Raw genomic sequence first — 20743 nt, forward strand, 5'->3', positions numbered from 1 at the left:
GGCACCTCACTCATTTTGATGATGCGAAGGGGTGTTCAGCGCGGCGATAGTCGCCGGATGAAAAAGCTCGCCGTTGTGCTGCCGCTGATCGTTACGGCTTGTGCGCCCACTCTGGTCGAGACCCCGCCCCAGCCGGGTGGAGGCTTTCGGGCGCTAAGGATCACCAGAGCCATCTCGGTCACGCCGAACCTCGGAGCGCGTGTCCATTTCAGCGCCGGGCAGGTGTTTGTTCAGGATCGAACGCGGGATGGAGTGCCGCTTTGGTGCACTGGAAGTGGCCAGAACTTTGAATGCATGGAGAGGCGCGCCGACAACCGCTTCAGGCTGTTAGCGCACCTCCCTGCCCTGGCAGAAGGCATCGTTGCGATCCCGCCCGATGCTGTCGAGGATATCATAACCGGGCCGGGCGGCCGGTAGTCACGCCGCCCCAAGCTCCCTGAGCAAGCTGTTCAGGATCTCGGCCGGCGGATTGTCCCGTTCCCACTCACCCATGGGGAACATGCGCTGGGTCGCTGCCGCCTTCGCCCGCAGGTCTTGCGGGTTCCGGCATGGCGTCCGCGCGATCTCCAGGGTCAGGTCGTTGATCCGCGCCTCGATGGGGCGCTCCTGCTGGAAATACTCAGGGGCGTCGATGGTCCGGCTTCCCGGGATGCCGTTCGGCCCGCCGCCATCGACGGCGTAGCGATCCATCAGCGCATCCCATTCAGCGTCCAGCCGCTCAATTTCGGCCCACATCTCCGGGATGGTGGCCGCCTGTGGCGCCATGGCCGCCACAGCCAAGCCTGAGGTCGCCAGCAGCATCGACCGGCGGTGTATGTCGCGGGCCATCAGTGGTGCCCTCCCCCATTCTTCGCCGGCATCACCGTGATGGTCACGGCGCCGGGCGGCTGCGGACTATCCAGCAGATCGGCCTGGCTCAGCGCAGCGGCCATGGCGGGAACCCATTCCAGCCCGAGCTTGACCCAGAGTTGGGCCCCTGCCCTTTCACCGAAGCAACGCGCCGCGGTGTTCACCTTGCGGAGCTTCATACCATCGGGCGACTGAGGCTCATCGTCGCCCAGTTCGCCAAGGGGTCCGGTACTGTCGGGCCCCTTCATGCCCTCGCCACGACGAAGCGCCGGCAGCACTTCCGAGGTGACCCAGCGCCGGAACCGGTGCGCCACCGTGCCGGGCTTGATGGCGTCACGAGAACGCAGGATCAGGGTGTAGAGTCCGCCCTCGGAGACGATGATCACCTCCTGCTGGCCCTTAAGGGTATATGTTGAAGATATACCCTTCTCATCGTCGTCCAAGGGTTCGACCGCCTGCGCCACGTTCTTGATGTCGATGGCCCGACATATGTCGGCGGCCACGAACCAAGGCGCACCATCGCGATCCATGACGCGAAGAAGACCCTCGCCTTCGAAGAGGAAGGGAACTATCTGTTGGGAGCTCATTCCGAATGTTCCTCGGTATGGGTGATGACCTTCGGCCGTTGGCGCGGAAGAAGGTCGGTGATCCCGGCGGCGGAGCGTTAAGCCCTCAAGCGATGCTCCGCCGCCGGCACTCCGCCAGCCGAAGCCGGCAACTGGTTGGGTTCGGCTGCCGTAGCTGCCTCCAGCATCACGACGATCTCACTGTTGACGCTACGCCGGTTCGCAGCGGCAGAGCGGTCGATGGCGGCTTTCAGCGAGGTCGGCAAGCGGAGGGTGGTGGTTACGGTTTCCATGGGCCTTTCCGATTTTCATGGCGCCATGGTGACGCCACGAAATCCGAATAGACGTGACGCCATTATGGCGTCAAGACATTTCGTCGCGGCGGCGCTACGATAGCGCCATGGCAGACGATGATGAGATGGTTCGGTTTAGCCAACGGCTTCCGAAAAAGCTGTATGAGCAGCTGACAGCCGCGGCCAAGGAGTCGGGTCGCAGCATCAATGGTGAAGTCGTGGCGCGCCTTGAAGGCTCGTTCGACGACACCAAAGAGCGGCTACTTAGGCTGGAAAGTGTGGTGTTTGATGAGACCTACAAGGGCGGCCTTAAAGGCCTGGTCGACCATGTCTTTGACGAGTTGATAAAGCTGGAAGACCGTGTCGCGCGCATTTCGGATCGGTGAAGCCGAGCTGGCCAAGTCGCCGAAGAAGAAGTCATAGCTGCACCTCAAATGGGTGATGCATCCTCGCAACGATTCCCTTCACTCTCCTGTGACGTGAGTTGGAGGCAAACATGGATTCGTTCGTTGCTCTGGATGTCGAAACCGCGAACGAGAGCGTCAGCAGCATTTGCGCCATCGGCGTAGCGCTGTTTGATGGCGGCGTCCTGACTGACCAGCATTATACGTTAGTCGATCCAGGCCCTGACGCGTCCTTCACCAACTCCTGGCTTCACAGCATCACCGAGACCGATGTGCTAGGCGCCCCCTCATTCGAGGACGCCATGGAAGATGTGCTCGCCTTCATTGCCGGAAGGCCCGTCGTGACACACTCCGGCTTCGACCGTTCCGCAATCGACGCCGCGTGTTTCGAACTCGGGCGGGAAATGCCCCAGCTTGAATGGCTCGACACCGTGCTTATCGGGCGCCGCGCCTGGCCAGAACTTCGCGGCGGCATCGGCCACGGACTTCGGCCTCTCTGCTCCTTCCTTGGGATAGACCAGGGAGAGCACCATCACGCCCTCCAGGACGCCATAGCGTGCGGGCACATCCTGACCGCCGCGTCTTTGCATCTTGGCCTAGGCTTGGCCGAGTTGGCCGAACTAGCGCGGCAACCGATCACGCCCCAGGTCAAGCTGAAGAAGATCGCCGGATCGGGCGTTGGCCCCTTGGCCGCTCACTCCATTGTCTTCACAGGAGCATTAAGCCTGGCGCGGAAGCATGCCGCAGAGTTAGCGGCCAAGGCCGGCGCTACGGTTCTGCCAAATGTCGGTAAGAACGTGACGCTACTGGTCGTAGGGGAAGCCGATATAGCGGCCCCCAGTAGTTCGAAGCACCTGAAGGCCCTGGCAATGATTGCTGATGGGCATGGCCTTCGGATCATAGGCGAAGCTGAGTTCGTCGCGCTGTGTGGCGCCTGACAACGCCCCACGCCCCCCCCTTCGCCTACCGCAAGCCTGAGATTGGTTAGCGCTTCAGGTATGCGGCCACGAGAGGGGCGGCCATGGCGGCAACCCCGATGCCGCCAGCGGCCCATTCCATCCCGAGTCCTGCGATGAACGTCGCACACACCAAGCCGGCGACAGGCACAATACTCGCTGCCCAGTGGGCAATGGTCCCTTCGCGAACAGCTTGGCGAACAGCGATTTCTTCCATCGTGCGCACGTGCTTTGTCTCGAACTCGGCCATCGCGACAACGCGTTCTGCCCCGTTGGGCACGACCTCATTCAGGCCACGCAGGATCTCCGGATGAGGGATTGGCCCTGAGTAGGCCATGTTCACCTGGGCTAGAACCTGCGGGCTCTTTTCTGGGACGTCTACCGTGTTGGCGCGAGAAGACGCGGCCGTCTTGCCGCGACGATCAGGATGCCTGGGCACGGACACGCTTCACGGCGCCCATAAGCGACGCACCGACCCGCGTCCAACCGAGCTTTGATGGCATGCCCGAGGTCAGTACGTGAATGCGGTCAGACGAAGGCGCATAGACGTTCGCGAATGCGTTGATCCACGTCGTGGAACGATCGCGCACATGCAAGGATCCTTCTGCGTCATACACCGCAATCAGACGATCTTCAGGTCGGGCTTTCATGGTCATCCTTCTCAGGAACGGACAATGGCCCCGCCGGTTGGAAATTACAACTTGTTGTAGGCTGACTTCACCCACCCCCGCTCTGCGCCCACTGCGAGATGCCCCCGCCGGCGATGTTCGCGTTGCTGGAACTGCCGCTGAACCCCTTGGCAGGCCATACAATTTCCTTGGCGGCCGTGGCCGAGACGAACTGGAAGCCCAGGTCGCCCGGGAACTGCCGCTGCTGATCCTCATCCGTGTAGCGGCGCAGGCGCGGCCGGTCCCAGTCCGCCAGGCGGTTGGTCAGGGTGACCGACACCTGCGCCTCGGCCCCCAGCTTGATCGGCATCTGATCCATGCGCCCACGGAACATGACGATGGGGTCCGCGATCACCTGCCAGTCGTCATCGAACAACACCTCGTACACCGTGCCGGGCCGGCCCTGGTAATGCTCGCCCAGGGCGATGGCCACCGCATCGCGCGGCACGCCGGAGAGGGTGAGCGTCAGCCCGTAGCTGCGCAACTCCCCGCTTTCCTCCACGCCCGAGATGCCGCCGAGCATGCCGACGCCCGTGTACAGCTCTCCGCCGATGGTGATGTCGGCCGGGCTGCCGTTCAGCCGCACGAAGCCGGAGCCGAAGTCCAGCTCCACAGCGCAGGTGCGCCGGACCACCTCCGCCTGCACGGCGGCGGCGGCGGCACCGGAAAGGCCGCGCGTCATACCAACGCCTCCTCGATGTTGATCGTGAAATCGGCCACGCCGGCGGGCGAATGCGTCACCACCACCTCATCCTCGCTCAGGCGGAAGATGCCGTGCGGCGTGCTGAAGTTGATGGCGGCACCATCGGCCGGGCTGCGGCGGATCGGCGGCCAGATGGGGGTGGAGCAAAGGCCAGAGCTATCGGCCGGCACCCCGCCCGGGTTGGTCACCATGTGCAGCTGCGGCCTGCCGGACGGGTCCAGCCAGGCCAGATAGTCGCCCGGCAGGAAGATGTCCTGCGCATAGGGCGTCCAGCCCTTCAGGTGGATCATGCTTCCGGTCTGGGCCGCGCCATCGATGGCGGCCGTGGTCGCCACCGAAAACTGCGCATTGCCTTGCAGCGCATGCCCGGGCGGCCCCCAGCGGAAGCGCCCTGCCCGGCCGCCCAGGCGCGCCAGGAATGCCTCCAGGGTCCGCGCCTCTGTCCCTGCGAGGCGATAGGTGAGAACGGCCTTCCAGCGCCCGCCTGGCAGCTCCAGCGTCTGCTCCGTGCCATCGAACGGGCTCCGGCCACCGGACTGCGTGTTGGCCAGGGGCGTCAGCTGCATCTGGCCGGGCCCGATGATGCTGGTCGGGAAATCCAGGATGCTCATGCGCGGCGGCCCACGGTTTGCGCGGCGCGGCCACCGCGGCTGATCTCGCCCATGGTGTAGGCGTGGCTGGCCTTGACGATGCCGGGCGCCGCGGCGCCGAGCTGCTGGCTGACCTGCTGGGCCACCAGCTGTGCCAGCGCCTCCCGATCCTGCGGCGAACCCGCGTCACCCGAGAAGTTGATGCCGACCGACACGCTGTGCCCGGCCGGGCCGAGGGCCGCCATCTGCGCTGGCGTAAACACGCCCTCGCCACGCTGAAGGATGGCCGGCATTTCGTCGGGCATCAGGCCGGCATGGTGGCGCGGCGCGGCAGCGAAGATGTTGCCCGGCACCATCCGCATGAAGGTCGCGGTATCGCCGCCGATGATGCCGCCGCTGTGGAAGCCAGGGCCATACATGCCCGGGGCCGCGCTGGCGAAGGCCGACGCATAGCTGCTGGCATCGTAACCGCCGCCTATGCCGGTGTTGCCCAGAAGGCGCCCCACCACGCCGCCCACACTGGATAGCGTGGGGTCATTGCCGCCAAAAAGGGCGTTCTTCAGCGGGTTCAGCACCGCCAGCCGGATGAAGGCCTGCATCAGCTCAGAAGCGACGGCGTTGCCAATGTTGGCCAGGTCCTTCAACTCCATCTTGCCCTGCGTCATGGCAGTGGTGATGGCCGAACCGATACGGTCGAAGGCCTGTTCCCCGATGCGCCCTAGCTCGGTGTAGCTGGCCTGCATCTGGTCGATCTCGATGCCGCGCTGGGCCAGCTCCCGCGCCTGGCGGATCTGGTCCTGCACGTTGTCATTCGCCGGCGCGCCCAGCAGCAGGCCATTGCGCTGCCGCACCTGTGCCTCGGCCTGGAGCATCGCGCGATCGGCGGCGGACATACCGATCATCTGCTCGCGCAGCCCGACAGCTTGGGCGTCGAAGCTCTGCTGCTGAATTGCCTGACGGGTCTGCCGAACCTGCTGCGAGATGACGTTGAACGCCCGATCATCGCTCGGCGACATGGACAGCAGCCCGGTGCCAGCATCCCGGCGAAGCTCCGCATAGGCGTCGCGCATGTCCTGCACGGCGCGCGTTGTGGACCGGAAACCTTCCTCCAGCAGGCGCAGCTCCTCGCGCCGCTGGTCGGCTTCCTGAAAGCGCCCCCGCATCGCCTCCCGGAAGCGGTTCACCTCGGCTGCGGCGGAATCCCCCGTGGTCCCCTGCTGCTCCTGCTGGCGTCGGAAGTCTGCCACAGCACGGTCCGTCTGCTCCTCCACCCCGATAGCGCGGCGCTCCCGCCGCAGAGACCCTTCGCCCCCTCGCGCAGCTGCGACAAGGCGGTCCAGGTTCGCGATCTCCCGCGCCGCGTCACCGGAGACGCGGATCTCGAAATTCAGCATCTCGCGCAGCTGCCGGGCCTGCCGAGCCGCCTGCACGAACGAATTGGCGAGGGTGTCGATGCCCACGCCGGCGGCGCGCGCCCTTTGATCGACCTGGGCGGTGTCCTGCTCCAGCTGCCGGGCTTGGCTCATCAGGTCCACCATGGCGGAGCCCTGCCGGCGAATCGCAGAGCTCACCGCGTCGCTGTCCGTTGAGAGGGCGCGCAGCTGCTCCCACAGGCCGCCTATGGCATCACGGGAGACATTCCCGCTTTCGCGGAAACTCTCGATGGCGCTGGCGATGTCGCGCAGGCGCTGGACATCGCTGTTGTTCATGAGGAGTGACCGCTCTTCAGACCCTTCCGGATAGGCCGCGGCGGCGCGGTAGGCGTCCGCCATGCTCTCCTGAGCGGAGACGGAGACGCCTCGCAGGTTGCCCAGCACGCTGCGCTCGAGGGCCGCCCGGCGGCTCTCGACCGCACGCCGGTCCCGGGAGATGCTTTCGATCTCCATCTCCTGCCGTGCCGCGCTCATACTGCGGAACTGGTCCGTCAGGTCACGAACGGCCCGGCTTTCATCGGCCAGGCCCTCGCGGTACTGGCGCGCCTCATCCAGCGCGGTGCGGTAGTTCTCCCGCATGCGCTCCATGGCCGCATTCATGGCCGTGGCGCCGCTAACCGCACTAGCCAGCTGCACAGCCAGCACGCCGAGCGTCAGGCCCGCCGCCGCCACGACGCCGCCCGGGCGGAAGATGCTCAGCAGTTGCGCCCCCTGCTGCGACAGGGCCACCAGGGGGCTCTGCCCGCCGCTGACCTGCACGGCGAAGTCCTGCACCTGGTAGCCGGCCTGGCCGAGCATGTAGGAGCGATTGCTGCTGGCCGCCGTCGTCTGCGCCATGCCCACAGCCTGCGAGGCATAGTTGTGTCGCTGTGCGGCAACGGTGGTGCGGTCGATCTGATCTGCGAGCTGGGAATAGCCGGTGCGGGCCAACACCAGGGCCTGCTGCTGCGTAGAGAGCGAACGCACCGTCGCCAGCACCGAGTTGTCGCGAGCCTGAGACAGGCGCTGCAGGTGGTCCGTCAGGCGCTGCTGCTCGACACCCTCGACGGCCGCCGCACGCGTCGCGCGCTCCGTCATGTCCGTGTAGCGCGACGATGCCCGCTCGACGGATTGAATCGCCTTCTCGACCGGATCGAGCGCGGCGGCCATCTGCGAGAAACTGCGCTGGCCGCGGCCGACCTTCTTGTCCAGCTCCTCAATGGTCGCGCCCAGTGCCACGGCGTCGTCAGCCATGGCCTTGAGCGCGGGCGAGGCCTGGTTGTTCACCGTCGCCGTGTAGACGGCCTGGCTGATCTGCTCGGACATTGCTCTCGCTTCTGGGTAGGCCTATCGCGGCAAGGCGATGACGAGGGTGGGGTACTGGAGGAGGCGGCTGAACTCGTCGCGCTGCTCCAGCGAGTGCCGCGTGGTGAACTCGCGCCAAGCTTCCAGGCTGGGAAAACGACGCTTCACGGCCCGGGCAGTGTCGGCCAGCATGCCGGGCGGCCTATTGAACCTCAGCGTCCGATCCCCGATGAGCTGCACATCCGCCTTCCGCGCATAGGGAAGCGGGCTGAAGATGCGCGCCGCCACGGCGTCGGAGCTGACCGCGGTGGGCGAGAAGTCCTTCACAGTGAACATGCGGCCGTTGCCGGCGCCGCCCCGTCGCTCGAAAGAGACGCGCCAGGACACCGAAAGCCGACCGCTGCGCTGCGGCGCGCGGTCCTCCAAGTATTCGAGGGCGAAGGCGACCGCGGGGCCGAGAACCTGCGCGTTGTAGACGATGGCCCGGCCGGGCTGGACCGTCTCCTCCAGCGCGCCCATCACGCCGTTGACCTGCGTGGTGTAGCGCCGGGAGAAGCGGCCCTGCGCGATGAGCTGGTCGCGATCCTGGCGCGCGAAGGCCGCCAGCGAGCGTTGAATGTCGGACCACATCACTTCCGGGCTGAAAGCGCGGGTGATGGCGCGCTCGAAACGGGCACCGGACATTGCGTGTCATCCATTTTGATGATGCGCAGCACGATGGCTGCCGACTACGGTCATCCCGGCAAGGAGGGCCGCGCGAATGTTCTGGATTGTACTGTGGTTGGTCATGGCGACCATCGTTGCCATCATTGCGAATTCTAAAGGCGAGAGTGCTGTGGCGTGGTGGTTCTACGGCTTCATGATCTGGCCGATCGCACTGGTGCACATTCTCGTAAAGGAGACAGAGCGCTGACGCTGCGCTCGATGCAGTAGAGCGAAGCCATTCGCCGCCCGATCGGGATGGATCTGGAAGTAGCGAAGAAGGCCAGTTAATTCGATCTCTGCCGCTGCGCCTCGGCCTTTTTCTGCTGCCAGTCGCGCCAGAAGGCATCCAGAGCCTCGATAACCTGGTGCAGCACCGCGCGCCGGCCGGCACCAAGGCGCAGACGATCGCCCAGGATGTCGATGTCGGCGGCGGCGATACCCATGGGAACAACCCCCATGCCGCCCAGCCATCGCCGGCCCGACTGGAGGTAGGCCCAGGCCTCCCATAGCCAGCCATGGCCGGGCGTGACCTCCGGGCAGCATGGGAAGGTGGCTGCCATCTCCGGGTCCTGCGTGGCAGCCGCCAGATGCGGCCCCCATTCCAGTTGCCAGCGCAGGACCGCAGTCAGTTTCCCGCCGCGGCCTTGGCGTCGGATTCACGCCTGGCGTCGGCCCGCTCCACCGCGGAGAGCAGCATCTGATAGATTGGCGCGCCCTCCGGCATCCCGGCAAAGGCCTTCACCTGATCCAGGCTGACCTCCGTGTCGCCATCCTTCAGGCCGCGGATACCGCCGATCAGCTCTTCCACCACCAGATCGGCCAGCGCCGGCATGGTGACATTGGCAGGGGCCAGGCGCTCGGAGCCATAGAGGCGGCGCCATTCTTGGAACAGGCCGTCCAGCCGCTCCCGGTATTGCGGCGTGAAGGCGCGGGCCAGTACCTCCACCTCTCGGCCCGGCATCGGGTTCACCCAGACGCCATCCGTCATAGCCCGCTTGTCGCGCAGCAGTTCCTTGATATCCATGTTGATTTCCTGGGCAGGTTGGCAGGTTGGAGGGGCCGCGCGCACCTGCCGAACGCGCGGCCCCTCCTATGAGCCCGAGGCCGGCCGGCCCGATGGATCAAGCGGCGATGCGATCGATGCGGAGCGTGTAGCCCAGCGTCGGATGCGGATTTCCCTCGATGTCGAACGTCGCCATCACCGGCTGGCCCGGCCCGCCGGCGGTGATCTGCGGATTCATGAGGTTGGTGTGCGGCAGCCCGATGCCATAGGTGCCGAGCGCACTGCGGGTGATGAACCCCATGACATCCGGCGTTTCCGCCCTGAACATGTCATACAGAGCAAAATCCGCGAAAAACAGCTCGCAGCTGCCCGACAGCGTGAATACGCCAGGCAGCACCCCCTGCGCCTTAGCGCTGCCGAGGGCATACTGGCCCGCCGCCCCCTCATTCGCGATGTTCAGGCCGAAGCGCGTGCAGCGCGGCTGAACCGCAGTGTTGGCGATGAAGCCGACCACGCCACCCACAGGATCATGCACGCGGCCGGTGGGCGCGGCGATCACACTGCCGGTGCTGGCATTGGTGATCGATTTCGTTTCATCCTGCGCCAGGAGATCGAAAGTGCCGTTCAGGAACTGGCCAGTCTGGGCCTGGAGAGATGCAGAGCGCGGAAAACAACCCGGATAGCGCAAGAACATGGTGCTGCCGAAGCGGCGCTGGAGGAAGAAGCTCTGGAACTGGTTGCCGTTTCGCAGGGTGCCACTGCTGAGCACCTGATGGCCAGCGGCGGCGCTTTCCACAACCAGCGGCGTAGGCGCAATGACCCACAGAATCGTATCGCCCACGTTGTCGAAAACCAGCACAACCTGGTTGTTTGTCGCGTTGCTGAACCCCGCCAAACGAACGAACTGGCCAGGCTCGATGCCCGCGAAAAGACCGGGGGTCGTAGTCTCGATACGATTGAATGCCGCCACGGACACCGTGCTGCTCGTGATTGCTGGCCCGGCGGCCCAGTCGTTGCCCAGCAGGCCGGCCAGCAGATCGTCATAGGCACCATAGCTAAAGCCAAACCCGATCTGCCCGCCCGCCTCTTCCGAGAGGGTAACGGCGGCGGCAGCCTGGCGATCCGCACGGATCTCCTGCGGGCGGCCACGGCGCTTCTGGCCGCGCATGTTGACGCTGGTATACCGGAGCGCCTTGAAGGCCACGGACGGCAGCGTCGCCCAGACGCTCTCTATCGCGTAGCTGATCTCGGTGTCCTCGGCGGCAAAACCCGCCGCGTAGCCAGTGGTAGGGGCCATGGATTAATCCTCCTCGGAAAACAGGCGTGCGGTGCAGCCGGCGGGGATGGCGGGGCCGATGGCCTGGGGCAGCACCTGGCGCTCAAAGGGCTCGCCGTCAGGGCCCAGGATGTCCCATGCGATATGCCCCTCGGGGATTTCGGCCGGCGTCGGGCCAGCCGGGGGCGGCGGCGCCTCGACGGGCGCGTAATCGGGATCGATGTCCATGGTGGCTCCTCAGCCGGTCAGCACGGTCTGCGTGCGGAAGAAAATCTGGAGGTGCAGGACCCAGTAGGCCCCGTCCTCAGAGGCCTCGCCCTCCTGGAGCTCGAAGCCGTCCCAGATGACGGCTCCGGTAGGCCGGTCGCGGGTCGCGGCGCGGAAGGCCGCGATGATGCTGTCGGCGATGCCGCGGGCCTTCATCGTGCCCGTCCCGGCCGGAACAACGATGGTGCACTCGATGGCGCCGCGCTCGACCCAGATGGGATTGGCGCCCATTTCAGCCGGCTCGCCCTCTGCGGCGCGGGCACCGACGCGCACGAAGCCCTCGCCGTTTGCCGGCGCCGCGAAGCGTTGGTTGGGCCAGGCAAAGGTGACATCGGGCACGGTGGACAGAATGGCTTCGGCGGCGGCCCAGACGGCGAAGGTGGCCATCAGGCGATCACCAGGCGGTCGCCGCCTTCGGTGGCCAGCAGGTCGCCGGCCTCGGTCTGCGCGCGGTCGCCACGGCGAGCATCGGCGGTGCCGGCACCGCGCAGCCACAGGTCATACCCGCCCAGCACTCCGCGCACGCGCCGTTCCTTCGCGCCCATGAGGGTCCAGAGCTTGCCGTCCTGCTCCAGGACGTCGCCGGGTTCGGGCCCGCCGAGAAGCGGAAAGTCGCCATCCACCACAGCCCGCGCGTCGCCCTGGCGGATTTGGCCCACCAGCTGCTCGGGGCTGTAGCTGGTGATGAAGGCCCGGCAGGGGTCAGTGCCGAACTGCTCCGTGGTGCCGATGCGGCGGCGCAGTTCGGCCGGCGCGCCATGGCGGGTCAGCATGCGGGAGGTGACATCCGCGATCACAGGCTGGCAGCCCAAGCCTGATAGCCCGCCGGCAGGACGATCGCAGTGCGATCCTCAGCCGAGATGGTCAGGGCCGTGCGCAGCGCCTGGTAGGTCGCTTCAAGCTCACCCTCCAACAGCCGTGCCCGCGCCTCTGATCGTGCGGCCTCATCAGCAGCACGGTTGCGCTGTTCGGCCAACACGCTGCTGGCCATCATGCGGCCCGCTTTGTGCAGGTCTTCGGTGGCGCTCATTCCGGCATCCATTTCACGGTTCCATCCGCCGTGCGGTACAGGTCGCCGGGCTTCAGGACAGAGTCGCCCTGCAGCGGCAACGACCGGAGAGACAAGGGCGGCGCCCCTGCGGCACGCGGCCCGATGACCAAGGTGGCCTCGCTAACCGAGCCCTCGACATCACCAATCAGGCTAGGGTCACAGCCCGGCTCAATCACGAGGCCGGGCCCGGAGAAGCCAGGCAGGGGTGCCGCGATGCGCAGCCCCTCCTCACGCCAATCAGCCAGCAATCCGCCAAACCGGAAGCGGCTTCTGGCATCGTAAGTGCCGTAGACCGAGCCCCCGCCGCCGCCTATCCGTAGGCCGTAGACTGCGGCATCGCCCGCCCCAGCGTCGGTGCCGGACTGAATCGTGTCGCCATTGAGCCCTGAGAACCCGGCGGCGGAAAACATGGCCAGGAGCGGACGGGTGCTGTCGCCAACGCGCGATCCCGTGGGATCGAGGGCCGCTTCCTCACCGGTCAGCGGGCGAGTAACCAGGCTGATGCCAAAGCTACCCGAACATCCGGGCCCGAGGGCCGTCAGGTCGTTAAAGGCATGCAGCCTGACCGACTTGCCGACAAACCAGTTCGGGGCATCTCGCGTGCGTCCCCCGATCACATCCCCGGCAGGCGCATCCATAACGATGCAGTCCTCGGCCCAGAGGTTCCAGTCCTCCTGGATCAGCCCTTTGTAGGCATAGGTCACGTTGTAATTGGCGGTGTGTTCGCTGCGCGTCCCGTTGCCGGCGCTCAGGATGGCACCGATGGCGCACTCGGTGCGATGGCTCATCAGGGTGCCAGTGGCCGGAGCGGTAATACCATTCCCGCCCAGCACGTTCACCGCCCACCCGACTGGCGCATAGCTGTTCGCATCATCAGATGGCGCGTTGTTGCGCCACCAGAACTGCGACCGGCCCAGATCATCCACCGTGTATGGGTGGGCATTGGAGGCGCTGTGGTACAGGAAGAAGCCCTCGCCACCATTGCTGCCAATATCGACGCCCATCTGGAATTCATTGCCGAAAGTGACGCTGGTGCGGCGGGAGTCGCCGGCGGGTGACAGGTGCAACCCGGCAATCGGCGATCCTGACGATCCCAGCGCATCCATAACACCACCCATGATGTGCGACACAACGGCGGCAAAGGGCAACTTCGCGCTGGTATTGCCCTGGGTAAGCAGCAGCAGATCGTCATCGGCCAGAGTCCCCGCAGCCGGAAGTTGCGGGATCTTGATGTCGGGCATGTTGGGGATCCTCGGGGGCTAGAGCCGGTAGAGGTGATACGGGGCGAGCGCGTCAAGCTCGGGCGCATTCAGCTTATCGGGGTCGAAGTAGGAGACATTGCCCACGCCCTCCGCGCTCTCGCTGCGGATGCGCAGATCCTCGCCCTGGCCCTGGTACATGCGGGCCGCACGGTCGATGCAGATGCCCCGGACATCGCCCGGCAGGTCGCTGCCGTCCTGGCTCGGGAGCAGCCAGCCCGCGCTGTACTCCACCACCACCTTCGCGGCGCGCCAGGCGCAGCGGGCGTCACCGGAGAGGCGATGGAGGATACCGGCGGGCTGATCCACCTCGAAATCCGTGCCCTCGACCAGGGTGGTGCCGTCCAGCACCACGGAGGTGACGGCATGCACGCGGTCGCGGCCGAGGATCAGCGGCTTCATCGGGCCGGCCGGCCGGAATGTCTCCCGCACCGCCTCCCGCCCGAAGACGCGGCCATTGCAGGCGCCGGAGATGGCATCGCTGGCGCGCAGGATCAGCGCACCGATTCCCGGCGGCGAGTCGGACAGCCCCAGGGCCGCCGCCACATCGGCGGCGGTCGCGAGCAGGCGGTCCGGCGCGGGGGTGACGACGGTCAGGATGCTGTCCGACATGGCCGGACTCAGACCGGCGGGTTCGGCGTGGGGGCCTGGGCCGGGTGGCCAAGGATGGCCAGGGCCGCCATCGGCGCCGCACCCGTGTTGTTGGCGGGCGTCACGGTCAGGCGCACATAGCGCTTGTCGCCCGCATAGCCGATCTTCCTGGTCTCCGCGTCATCGGCGAAGGTGAATCCGGCCAGGGCCGTGGTACCCACCAGCGAGGCCGCCGGCACTGCCGCCGCATCGGACAGGTTCGCGGCATCGCCATGCTCCACCGTGACGGCGAAGGTGGCGTCGGCATCGGCGAGGGTGCCGGTCACAATGGCGAAGGTCAGGCTATCGAAGCCCAGCCGGTCGATGATGGAGCCCACCTGGGCCGTGTTGTCGGTGATCGCGGCGGCGGCCGGCGCCAGCGCGGGCAGCACATGGATGTCGTTCATCAGGTCGCGCATGACGCGGCGCTCCTATGGCATGAGGATGAAGATGGAATGCGAGGCCGCCAGGCCCCGCACCAGAGGGCTCAGGCGAAGCGGATGTGCTTGATCGCCTCGAAGTTCACGACGCCGCCGCCGAAGCGGACCCGCGTCCAGAACTTGACGTAGGGCTTGGCGGTCAGGTGATCGCGGATCACCGTGATGCCCAGCCGGTCCACGATCTGGTAGCCCTCCTGGAAGTCGCCGAACGACATGGAGAGGCTGCTGGCGCCGAGCGTCGGCATGTCCTGCGCCACCGTCACCGGGAAGCCGATGATCTGCTGGGGCTGGCCCTGCTGCAGGCCCGGCTGCCACAGGTACTGGCCCTGGCCATCCTTGAACTTCCGGATCTTGGTGATGACCTCGCGGCGCGTCACCCAGCGGGCGTTCTGCAGGTAGGCATCCTTGAAGGCGCCCACCATGTCGAACAGGATGTCACCGGGGCTGGAGGCGGCGAAATCCCCGTTCACGCCCGTGCCGATCACCTGCAGCGTGCCCCACGCCCGCGTGTCGTCGCCCGTCGTGGCCACCGGATAGGCCGTGAAGCCGCGTGGCTCATTCGCCCCGCTGCCCAGCACGAAACGGCGGTTCTGGCCGCGGGCGATGCGATCAGCCGTCTTGCGGGCCAGCCAGGCCTCCACATCCACCGAGGCATCCTCCAGCAGCTTCTGGGTCGCACGCGGCTCGACCGCCCCTTCCCACACCGGGATGCGCCAGGTGCCGACCTGCGGCGTGCTGGTCTCGCTCGGCCCCGTGGTCTCGTTCAGCATCACCATGTCGGCGGCCTGATCGAGATCGTTCATGCCCTCCAGCGCGTCGGTGCTGATGGTCTGCACATTCGCGATCTGGCGGATGGGCGAGGTCTCATAGACCCGCTGCACGATGCGGCCCGTGGTGTCGGCGTGCACCAGGTAGCCGCCATCCGGGTTGGAGCCGGAGGACATCGCCTTGCGCTCGGCATCGGACAGGCGGTTGTCGCCGCCGCGCAGGTAGGACTTGAAACCCTCGCGGTAGGATTTGAGGCCGTCCGCATCGATCTCCGGGCCCATGGGGCGCTGGAGCACGCCGGCATGCGACCGCAGCAGGTCGTTCATGGACTTCAGCTCGGCTTCGAGCATGTTGCCCGCCTCGCCGCCCCCGCCGGGGCGGTTCAGGCGCTTCTCCAGGTCATCGAGGCGCTTCTGCTCGGCGGCGTGCTTCGCCTCCAGCGCGTCCTTCGCGCTGCTGAGCCTGTCCAGCGCCTCGTTGACCTTCGCCAGGTCGGCGGGCGCGGCCTTCACACCGGCCTTCACCTCCGCCAGTTCGGTCTCGACCTTCTGCTTGAAGTCGGCGTGTGCGCGGCCCAGCTGGTCGATGATCTGCTCCATATTGTCGAGCGGCATGATGGTCTCCTCAGGATTCGATGGTGGTGAGCAGCCGCTTCAGCGCGGCCGAAACGCTCGCCTCATCAGCATCCCGCTGGGGCAGAGCCTTGAAGCCCGAGGCGATGATCGCCTTGGCTTCGGACCGGCTGAACCCTGCGTCTCGCAAGGCCCGCTCGGCATCTCGTTCGGTCAGACCAGCACCGGATTTCACATCGGTGATGTTGGCCTTCCGGTTGGCGGGGAAGGTGACGATGGAGACCTCGAACAGGTCCAGCTTCGTCAGCCGGCGCCGGGGGTCCTCCGGCTTTGTCCGCATTTCGAAGGCAGCGGCGCGGTACCCGATGCTCATGCCCTTGATAGCCGGGCGCGGCTCCATCTTCAGCAGCGTGTAGACCTCCCGCCCACGGGGCGTGTCGGCCAGCTTGCCGGTCACCTTCAGGCCGATCCCGTCTTCCGCCAGGTCAGTCCAGATGCCGATGGGCGTGTTGTCCTCGGCGGTCAGGCCACCATGCTGCAGGAGCATGGAGGGCCAGTCGCCCGAGGCCTTCGCCTCCGCCAGGGTTGCCGCGAAGGCGCCTGGCTCGATCACATCGCCATAGCTGTCGATGTTGCCGAACACCGCGCCGTAGCCCGAGAAGGTCATGTCGGCGCTGTCCGACGCGAGCTTCACCTCGCGCAGGCCGAAAATGCTGCGTTCCATTGGTATCCCCTATGGGTTCGGCGTCGGCGGCGTGGTGGCGGGCTTGGGCGGCTGAGGCTGCCCGCGTCCCCATTCCACCTCGTCCATATCCTCGAAGGCGCGGACCTCGTTGATCTCCATCCAGGCCGGAGAACCGCCCGCCCCGAGCGCCCGGGCGTAGAATTCCGATCGGTCCTTCGCCGCGCCCCGCAGCAGCTCGGCATCCAGGAATTTGGGGTACATGCCCGCAGCCCGCTCGGCAGGGGTCAGCAGCGAGCGCTGGACCGAGGCCTCGAAGCGCCGATGCCAGGGCCGGATGGTATGGACAGCGTGCGCCAGAAACATCTGCTCGGCGCTGGCATAGGTGCTGGCCTTGTCCGAATAGCCCACCATGATCGGCATCACGCCGAAGGCGCGGCAGATTTCCTCGATCTGGTGGCGCCGTGTCTCCAGGTGCTGCGCATCCACACCACTCATGGTCAGCGGCGTCCATTTCGCCGCGCGGTCCAGCAGCAGCGGCTTGCCGGCATGGTGGGCGCCGGCATTGTGCTGCTCGATCCAGTTCCGCAGGAACTTGTACTGGTCGGGGGTCATCGAACCTTCGACCGAGTACATACCTGTGCTCTGCACCCCGTTCTTGTGCAGGCTGGCATGCGAGGTTTCGAGTGCGACCGACAGGCCGATCGCCTCGCGCGCCATGCGCAGCGGCTCCATGCCCATCCAGCTGTTCCAGGACGGTCCGCGCAGGTGCCAGATGGCCTCGGCCGGGAACTGCTGCGCGATTCCTGCCTCGCTGGTGACGGTATAGGTCAGCCGCAGATCGGCGCCGCGCTTCACCGTGACGCGGGAGGGGTCCAGCGGCAGCAGCTCGGTGATCTGGCCGCGCACGCGGTTGATGAAGACGTAGGCATTGCCCAGCAGCGCGACGTGGATGGCAAGCGTCTCGCGGAACTCCAGGCCCGATTGCCAGTCGTTCGGCGCCACCGCCAGCAGATCCTGCAACGGATGGTCGGTTGCCACCTCACGCCGGCCGGTGCTGGCGTCCTTCCGGAACACCTTCAACGGCACCGTGGCAATGCCATCGGCGATGACCAGCACGCAGCGCAGCACGGCGGTGACCTGCATGGCCGTGTCTGCCGTCAGCGTGATGCCGGCCTTCGTCTCCCGGCCACCGAACAGGCGGCGGAACACCTCTTCCCAGCTCTCACCGGCCGCCTTTCGCTGGAACGGCCAGAGGCGCGTCAATACCGACATCACGCCTCCTCAGGGGCCATGGTTTCCCAGAACGATTTTGCCGTAGAGGCCGGCGCCGCCCCGGTGGCCGCTCCCACCGCCATGGCGAGGGCCACCACGGCATCGATGCGGTTGGTCGCCTTGCGCTTGCTGAACCAGCGGTTGTCGAAGGGATCCGTCTCCGTTACCGCGGACATGCAAGCGGAGATCAGGACCGGCGACCGGCGCAGGCGAATACGGCCATCCAGGATCAGCGCCTCCAGCGCCGCGACGCTGCCAGGCATCCAGAGCCCCTGTGGCGGCTCGCGCCCTTCGCGACGCGCTGCTTCCAGCTCCTCATCGGGCACCTTCGCTCGGCGCTTACCGCCCTGCGGATGCTCGATCTGCGGCACGGTGACGCCCAGCGCGTCGAGCTCATCCTCGAGCTTGCGATAGCTGTACCGGTCATAGGCCAGCGCCTTCACGCGATACTCAGCGTCAGCTTCCGCGACCCGCGCCGCCACGAAATCCAGCCTGATCTGCTTCCCGTCCGGGGCGTTCAGCCAGCCATCACGGACCCACACGTCATAGGGCGCCTGATCCCGCAGGGCCCGCTCGCTCACCGTGTCGCCCGGCGTCCAGGCCTCGACCCATGCGTCGAAGGTGGGCAGCAGCTTCACCTCGCCGTCGGCGCTGGCCCGCTCCACCTCGCCGGTCGGAACCACGAAGGCCAGGGCCGTGAGATCCTGCGAGCCCGAAAGGTCCGCACCAAGGAAGATGTCGCAGCCGCCGAATTCCTCTGGCTCGAAGTCATCCAGGCAGGCCTCCAGCGCGGGCCGGGCCATCCAGGCAGTTTCAGCGTCGGTCCAGACGCAGAAGTGCAGACGAAGGATGCCGTTCAGCTTGCCGGGCAGCTGCTTGGCCTGCTTCACGACGCCGGCCAGGTACTCCTCGGTGATCGTGACGCCGAGCAGCGGGTTGGCCTTCGCCCAGCACGCCGGGCTCTCCAGCGGGTCATCGCCCGGATCGAGTGCGCAGACGTAGCTGAAGGTGGTGTCGTCTATCGCCTCGCCGACATAGGTGAAGGCCTCGTCCGGCGTGGCAGTGCCGGCCGCCACCCTGACCGCGTGCTGGTGCTCCTCCCAGCAGACTGAGTTTCGGTCGGAGCCGCTGTTGGTGATCATGAACAGCAGCGGCTGGCGGCGGAATTTGAAGCCGCGCTCCAGCATCTCCATGATCGTGCGGTCGGGGTGCTCATGCACCTCATCGCACAGAGCAAAATGCGGCCTGGGGCCCGAACCGGTCTTGCCGGCATCCTTCGAGATCGGCCGGAAGAAAGAGCCGCTTGCGTGGTGGGCGATGTTGAACTCACGCCCGAGGCCACCGGAAAATGCCAGGCGGCGTTCCAGCGCTGGTGACTTCCGAACCATCTTGCAAGCGTCCTGGAACAGGATGGTTGCCTGCTCCTTCTTCGCCGCTGCCGCGTAAATCTGTGCTCCACCCTCGCCATCGGCAGTCATGCCGTAGAGGCCGATGCCGCCGGCAAGCGGCGATTTCCCGTTCCCTTTGCCCTGCTCGATGTACGCGCGGCGAAAGCGGCGGGTTCCATCAGCACGGCGCCAGCCGAACACCGACCCGATGATGAACGCCTGGGACGGGTGCAGTTGCAGGGGCCGCCCCTCGAATTGGCCCTCCGAGAGCTTCAGCACGCCCTCGAACCAGCCGATCACCTTCTCGGCCTCAGCCTCATCATAGCGCAGGCCCCGCTCCGAACCCGCCGTCAGATCGTCCAGATGCCGGCGGCAGGCGTTCCGCACATGCGGGCCGGCGACCAACTTTCCGGCCACCACCTCCTGCGCATAGGCGGTGGCACGGTCAGTTGAAGAAGCGCTCGTCCGGGTCTTTGTCCTCATCATCCGGAAGATTCACCTTGCTGGCATCGGCCGGCGTGGCGCCGATCTGGCCCAGGCACTGGCGCAGGAGGTTGAGGGCCTGGACGCCCACATCGGCACCGCTCATCAGCCGTGCTCGGATTGTCACCGCGATCTCAATCACCGCGCGGTGACTGTGGTTCAACCAGGGCACCTCGGCGACGAACAGCCACCAGACCTGGGCTTGTTCCGGGGTCATCCAGGAAGGTGGATCACCAATGGCGGCATCGATCTTCGGGGGCTTGCGACCGGCATGGCGGCCGGGGTCTTTCAGGACGGCGGCGGATACCTCGGCTTTGGCCTTTGGCAGCCTCGGCTTAGGCATTGATAGCCCTCAACATTTGAATTGCGGATGCGTGAAAAGACTTGCCCACACGGTCTAGACCCCCTGCCCGCCCAGAGATTGGACACCCCCCGGGGGGTCAGGCGGGCGGCAGGCCATCGCGCCGCCTAGCCTTTGGCCCTGTCTTTCCCCTGCCTTCTGTCAGTGCCCGCTCGAGCGACCAACCGCTGAGAAGCCTGGCCGCGAGGGCGTTGCGTGATATCCCAATCCGTGCTGCCCACTGCGCTCTGGATAGGCGCTCGCCCTGAAACTCTACCAGCACACCCGGCTTCGCACGCAGCGCGGCAACAACCTTGTCATGCCCTCGCCACTGGTTGCAGGTCGGACAAGCCGCCGCGAGATTGCTCAGCCGGTTGTTCGAGCGGTCATCATCCAGGTGGTCGACGTGCATCGAGCTGTAGTCGACATCCTTCCCGCAGACATGGCAGCTGAACGGGCCTTCGCCATGCGCATCGAAGAAAACTCTGCGGTGCTGATAGGCATATCGCGGTGAGCCAGGCGTCGTCATGGCGTGACCAGGTCGATGCTCGACCACATAGCCGTGCGTATGGTGCCGGGTCGGTTTGGCCGGGCGCGCCGGCAGGGGGTTCACATCGCCACGACGACGAATACGGTAGTAATGCATCTCGCAGAATGCAGCTGTGGGAGATCTCGACTGACGACCGCAACCCTGGACCTTGCAGCCACTGAGGTTGAGGGGCCTGGCTACATACTCGGGATCGCCATGCTTCCAATAGCGCTGATAATGAGCGCCGCACCAATTCCGCCTGGCCACTGGAGAGAGACATCCGTCGACGGCGCATACTCGACCGCGTAGCTTGTCGTCAGCCATTCTTC

The 20743-nt window shown here is 66.2% G+C and carries 29 protein-coding genes; 4 read left to right on the forward strand and 25 right to left on the reverse strand.

Features of this window, described 5'->3' with window-relative positions; all coding sequences use genetic code 11:
* The first annotated feature begins 57 nt into the window (after positions 1 to 57).
* Positions 58 to 417 carry a hypothetical protein gene (locus GT007_RS00615; protein WP_160119626.1) on the forward strand — a complete coding sequence of 120 codons (360 nt, stop codon included), beginning with the start codon at positions 58 to 60 and terminating at the stop codon, positions 415 to 417.
* On the opposite strand, the gene GT007_RS00620 is transcribed toward GT007_RS00615, so the two are convergent.
* The 3 genes from GT007_RS00620 to GT007_RS00630 all read right to left on the reverse strand — a co-directional run bounded on the left by GT007_RS00620 (position 418) and on the right by GT007_RS00630 (position 1708).
* Positions 418 to 801, reverse strand: a complete 384-nt coding sequence (locus GT007_RS00620; protein WP_160119627.1) for a hypothetical protein — start codon at positions 799 to 801, stop codon at positions 418 to 420.
* Between the two features lie 26 nt (positions 802 to 827).
* Positions 828 to 1436 carry a BRO-N domain-containing protein gene (locus GT007_RS00625; protein WP_160119628.1) on the reverse strand — a complete coding sequence of 203 codons (609 nt, stop codon included), beginning with the start codon at positions 1434 to 1436 and terminating at the stop codon, positions 828 to 830.
* A gap of 77 nt (positions 1437 to 1513) precedes the next feature.
* Complete coding sequence (locus tag GT007_RS00630; protein ID WP_160119629.1) at positions 1514 to 1708, reverse strand: Arc family DNA-binding protein; 195 nt, start codon at positions 1706 to 1708, stop codon at positions 1514 to 1516.
* A gap of 107 nt (positions 1709 to 1815) precedes the next feature.
* Here GT007_RS00630 and GT007_RS00635 point away from each other — a divergent pair, with 107 nt between their 5' ends.
* Positions 1816 to 2094, forward strand: coding sequence for an Arc family DNA-binding protein (locus tag GT007_RS00635; RefSeq protein ID WP_160119630.1), 279 nt, complete (start codon positions 1816 to 1818; stop codon positions 2092 to 2094).
* A 110-nt stretch (positions 2095 to 2204) separates the two neighbouring features.
* Positions 2205 to 3050 (forward strand): exonuclease domain-containing protein, encoded by an 846-nt coding sequence (locus GT007_RS00640; RefSeq protein WP_160119631.1) that lies wholly within the window; start codon positions 2205 to 2207, stop codon positions 3048 to 3050.
* Positions 3051 to 3096: 46 nt separating this feature from the next.
* Here GT007_RS00640 and GT007_RS00645 read toward each other — a convergent pair whose 3' ends face one another.
* The 6 genes from GT007_RS00645 to GT007_RS00670 form a co-directional block, all read right to left on the reverse strand.
* Positions 3097 to 3405, reverse strand: coding sequence for a DUF2335 domain-containing protein (locus GT007_RS00645; protein WP_236571456.1), 309 nt, complete (start codon positions 3403 to 3405; stop codon positions 3097 to 3099).
* An 85-nt stretch (positions 3406 to 3490) separates the two neighbouring features.
* Positions 3491 to 3724: a hypothetical protein gene (locus GT007_RS00650; protein ID WP_160119633.1), complete on the reverse strand. Its 234-nt coding sequence runs from the start codon at positions 3722 to 3724 to the stop codon at positions 3491 to 3493.
* Between the two features lie 61 nt (positions 3725 to 3785).
* Positions 3786 to 4418: a hypothetical protein gene (locus tag GT007_RS00655; RefSeq protein ID WP_160119634.1), complete on the reverse strand. Its 633-nt coding sequence runs from the start codon at positions 4416 to 4418 to the stop codon at positions 3786 to 3788.
* Positions 4415 to 5050 carry a hypothetical protein gene (locus tag GT007_RS00660; protein WP_160119635.1) on the reverse strand — a complete coding sequence of 212 codons (636 nt, stop codon included), beginning with the start codon at positions 5048 to 5050 and terminating at the stop codon, positions 4415 to 4417. Before GT007_RS00660 ends, GT007_RS00655 begins: the two co-directional genes overlap by 4 nt.
* A complete protein-coding gene (locus GT007_RS00665) occupies positions 5047 to 7767 on the reverse strand; it encodes a phage tail length tape measure family protein (protein ID WP_160119636.1) in 2721 nt (906 codons plus the stop codon). The genes GT007_RS00660 and GT007_RS00665 overlap by 4 nt, the downstream gene beginning before the upstream one ends.
* 21 nt (positions 7768 to 7788) lie before the next feature.
* Positions 7789 to 8430, reverse strand: a complete 642-nt coding sequence (locus GT007_RS00670) for a hypothetical protein (RefSeq protein WP_160119637.1) — start codon at positions 8428 to 8430, stop codon at positions 7789 to 7791.
* 103 nt (positions 8431 to 8533) lie between these two features.
* Here GT007_RS00670 and GT007_RS22720 point away from each other — a divergent pair, with 103 nt between their 5' ends.
* Positions 8534 to 8659: a hypothetical protein gene (locus GT007_RS22720; RefSeq protein WP_268894533.1), complete on the forward strand. Its 126-nt coding sequence runs from the start codon at positions 8534 to 8536 to the stop codon at positions 8657 to 8659.
* A gap of 76 nt (positions 8660 to 8735) precedes the next feature.
* Here the strand turns inward: GT007_RS22720 and GT007_RS00675 are convergent, their stop codons facing one another.
* The 16 genes from GT007_RS00675 to GT007_RS00750 all read right to left on the reverse strand — a co-directional run bounded on the left by GT007_RS00675 (position 8736) and on the right by GT007_RS00750 (position 20738).
* Positions 8736 to 9011 carry a hypothetical protein gene (locus tag GT007_RS00675; RefSeq protein WP_160119638.1) on the reverse strand — a complete coding sequence of 92 codons (276 nt, stop codon included), beginning with the start codon at positions 9009 to 9011 and terminating at the stop codon, positions 8736 to 8738.
* A 65-nt stretch (positions 9012 to 9076) separates the two neighbouring features.
* The gene (locus tag GT007_RS00680; protein WP_160119639.1) at positions 9077 to 9475 is read right to left on the reverse strand and encodes a hypothetical protein; all 399 of its coding nucleotides are present in this window, start codon (positions 9473 to 9475) and stop codon (positions 9077 to 9079) included.
* Positions 9476 to 9572: 97 nt separating this feature from the next.
* Positions 9573 to 10751, reverse strand: coding sequence for a phage tail tube protein (locus tag GT007_RS00685; RefSeq protein ID WP_160119640.1), 1179 nt, complete (start codon positions 10749 to 10751; stop codon positions 9573 to 9575).
* A 3-nt stretch (positions 10752 to 10754) separates the two neighbouring features.
* Positions 10755 to 10958 (reverse strand): hypothetical protein, encoded by a 204-nt coding sequence (locus tag GT007_RS00690; protein ID WP_160119641.1) that lies wholly within the window; start codon positions 10956 to 10958, stop codon positions 10755 to 10757.
* A 9-nt stretch (positions 10959 to 10967) separates the two neighbouring features.
* A complete protein-coding gene (locus GT007_RS00695) occupies positions 10968 to 11384 on the reverse strand; it encodes a phage tail terminator-like protein (protein WP_160119642.1) in 417 nt (138 codons plus the stop codon).
* Positions 11384 to 11794, reverse strand: coding sequence for a hypothetical protein (locus GT007_RS00700; RefSeq protein WP_160119643.1), 411 nt, complete (start codon positions 11792 to 11794; stop codon positions 11384 to 11386). The genes GT007_RS00695 and GT007_RS00700 overlap by 1 nt, the downstream gene beginning before the upstream one ends.
* On the reverse strand, positions 11791 to 12027 hold the full coding sequence (locus GT007_RS00705; RefSeq protein WP_160119644.1) for a hypothetical protein: 237 nt from the start codon (positions 12025 to 12027) through the stop codon (positions 11791 to 11793). The genes GT007_RS00700 and GT007_RS00705 overlap by 4 nt, the downstream gene beginning before the upstream one ends.
* Positions 12024 to 13289, reverse strand: coding sequence for a hypothetical protein (locus tag GT007_RS00710; RefSeq protein ID WP_160119645.1), 1266 nt, complete (start codon positions 13287 to 13289; stop codon positions 12024 to 12026). Before GT007_RS00710 ends, GT007_RS00705 begins: the two co-directional genes overlap by 4 nt.
* 18 nt (positions 13290 to 13307) lie before the next feature.
* On the reverse strand, positions 13308 to 13919 hold the full coding sequence (locus tag GT007_RS00715) for a hypothetical protein (RefSeq protein ID WP_160119646.1): 612 nt from the start codon (positions 13917 to 13919) through the stop codon (positions 13308 to 13310).
* A gap of 8 nt (positions 13920 to 13927) precedes the next feature.
* The gene (locus GT007_RS00720) at positions 13928 to 14356 is read right to left on the reverse strand and encodes a hypothetical protein (protein WP_160119647.1); all 429 of its coding nucleotides are present in this window, start codon (positions 14354 to 14356) and stop codon (positions 13928 to 13930) included.
* 68 nt (positions 14357 to 14424) lie between these two features.
* Entirely contained in the window at positions 14425 to 15759 is a 1335-nt protein-coding gene (locus GT007_RS00725) for a phage major capsid protein (RefSeq protein ID WP_160119648.1), read from the reverse strand.
* Positions 15760 to 15769: 10 nt separating this feature from the next.
* Positions 15770 to 16441 carry an HK97 family phage prohead protease gene (locus GT007_RS00730; protein ID WP_160119649.1) on the reverse strand — a complete coding sequence of 224 codons (672 nt, stop codon included), beginning with the start codon at positions 16439 to 16441 and terminating at the stop codon, positions 15770 to 15772.
* 9 nt (positions 16442 to 16450) lie between these two features.
* Positions 16451 to 17674: a phage portal protein gene (locus tag GT007_RS00735; RefSeq protein WP_160119650.1), complete on the reverse strand. Its 1224-nt coding sequence runs from the start codon at positions 17672 to 17674 to the stop codon at positions 16451 to 16453.
* Entirely contained in the window at positions 17674 to 19548 is a 1875-nt protein-coding gene (locus tag GT007_RS00740) for a terminase large subunit (RefSeq protein WP_160119651.1), read from the reverse strand. The genes GT007_RS00735 and GT007_RS00740 overlap by 1 nt, the downstream gene beginning before the upstream one ends.
* A complete protein-coding gene (locus GT007_RS00745; protein ID WP_160119652.1) occupies positions 19508 to 19888 on the reverse strand; it encodes a hypothetical protein in 381 nt (126 codons plus the stop codon). The genes GT007_RS00740 and GT007_RS00745 overlap by 41 nt, the downstream gene beginning before the upstream one ends.
* Positions 19889 to 19985: 97 nt before the next feature.
* A complete protein-coding gene (locus GT007_RS00750) occupies positions 19986 to 20738 on the reverse strand; it encodes an HNH endonuclease (RefSeq protein WP_160119653.1) in 753 nt (250 codons plus the stop codon).
* Between the last annotated feature and the right edge of the window lie 5 nt (positions 20739 to 20743).

The sequence above is a fragment of the Rhodovarius lipocyclicus genome, assembly GCF_009900765.1.
Lineage (GTDB): Bacteria > Pseudomonadota > Alphaproteobacteria > Acetobacterales > Acetobacteraceae > Rhodovarius > Rhodovarius lipocyclicus.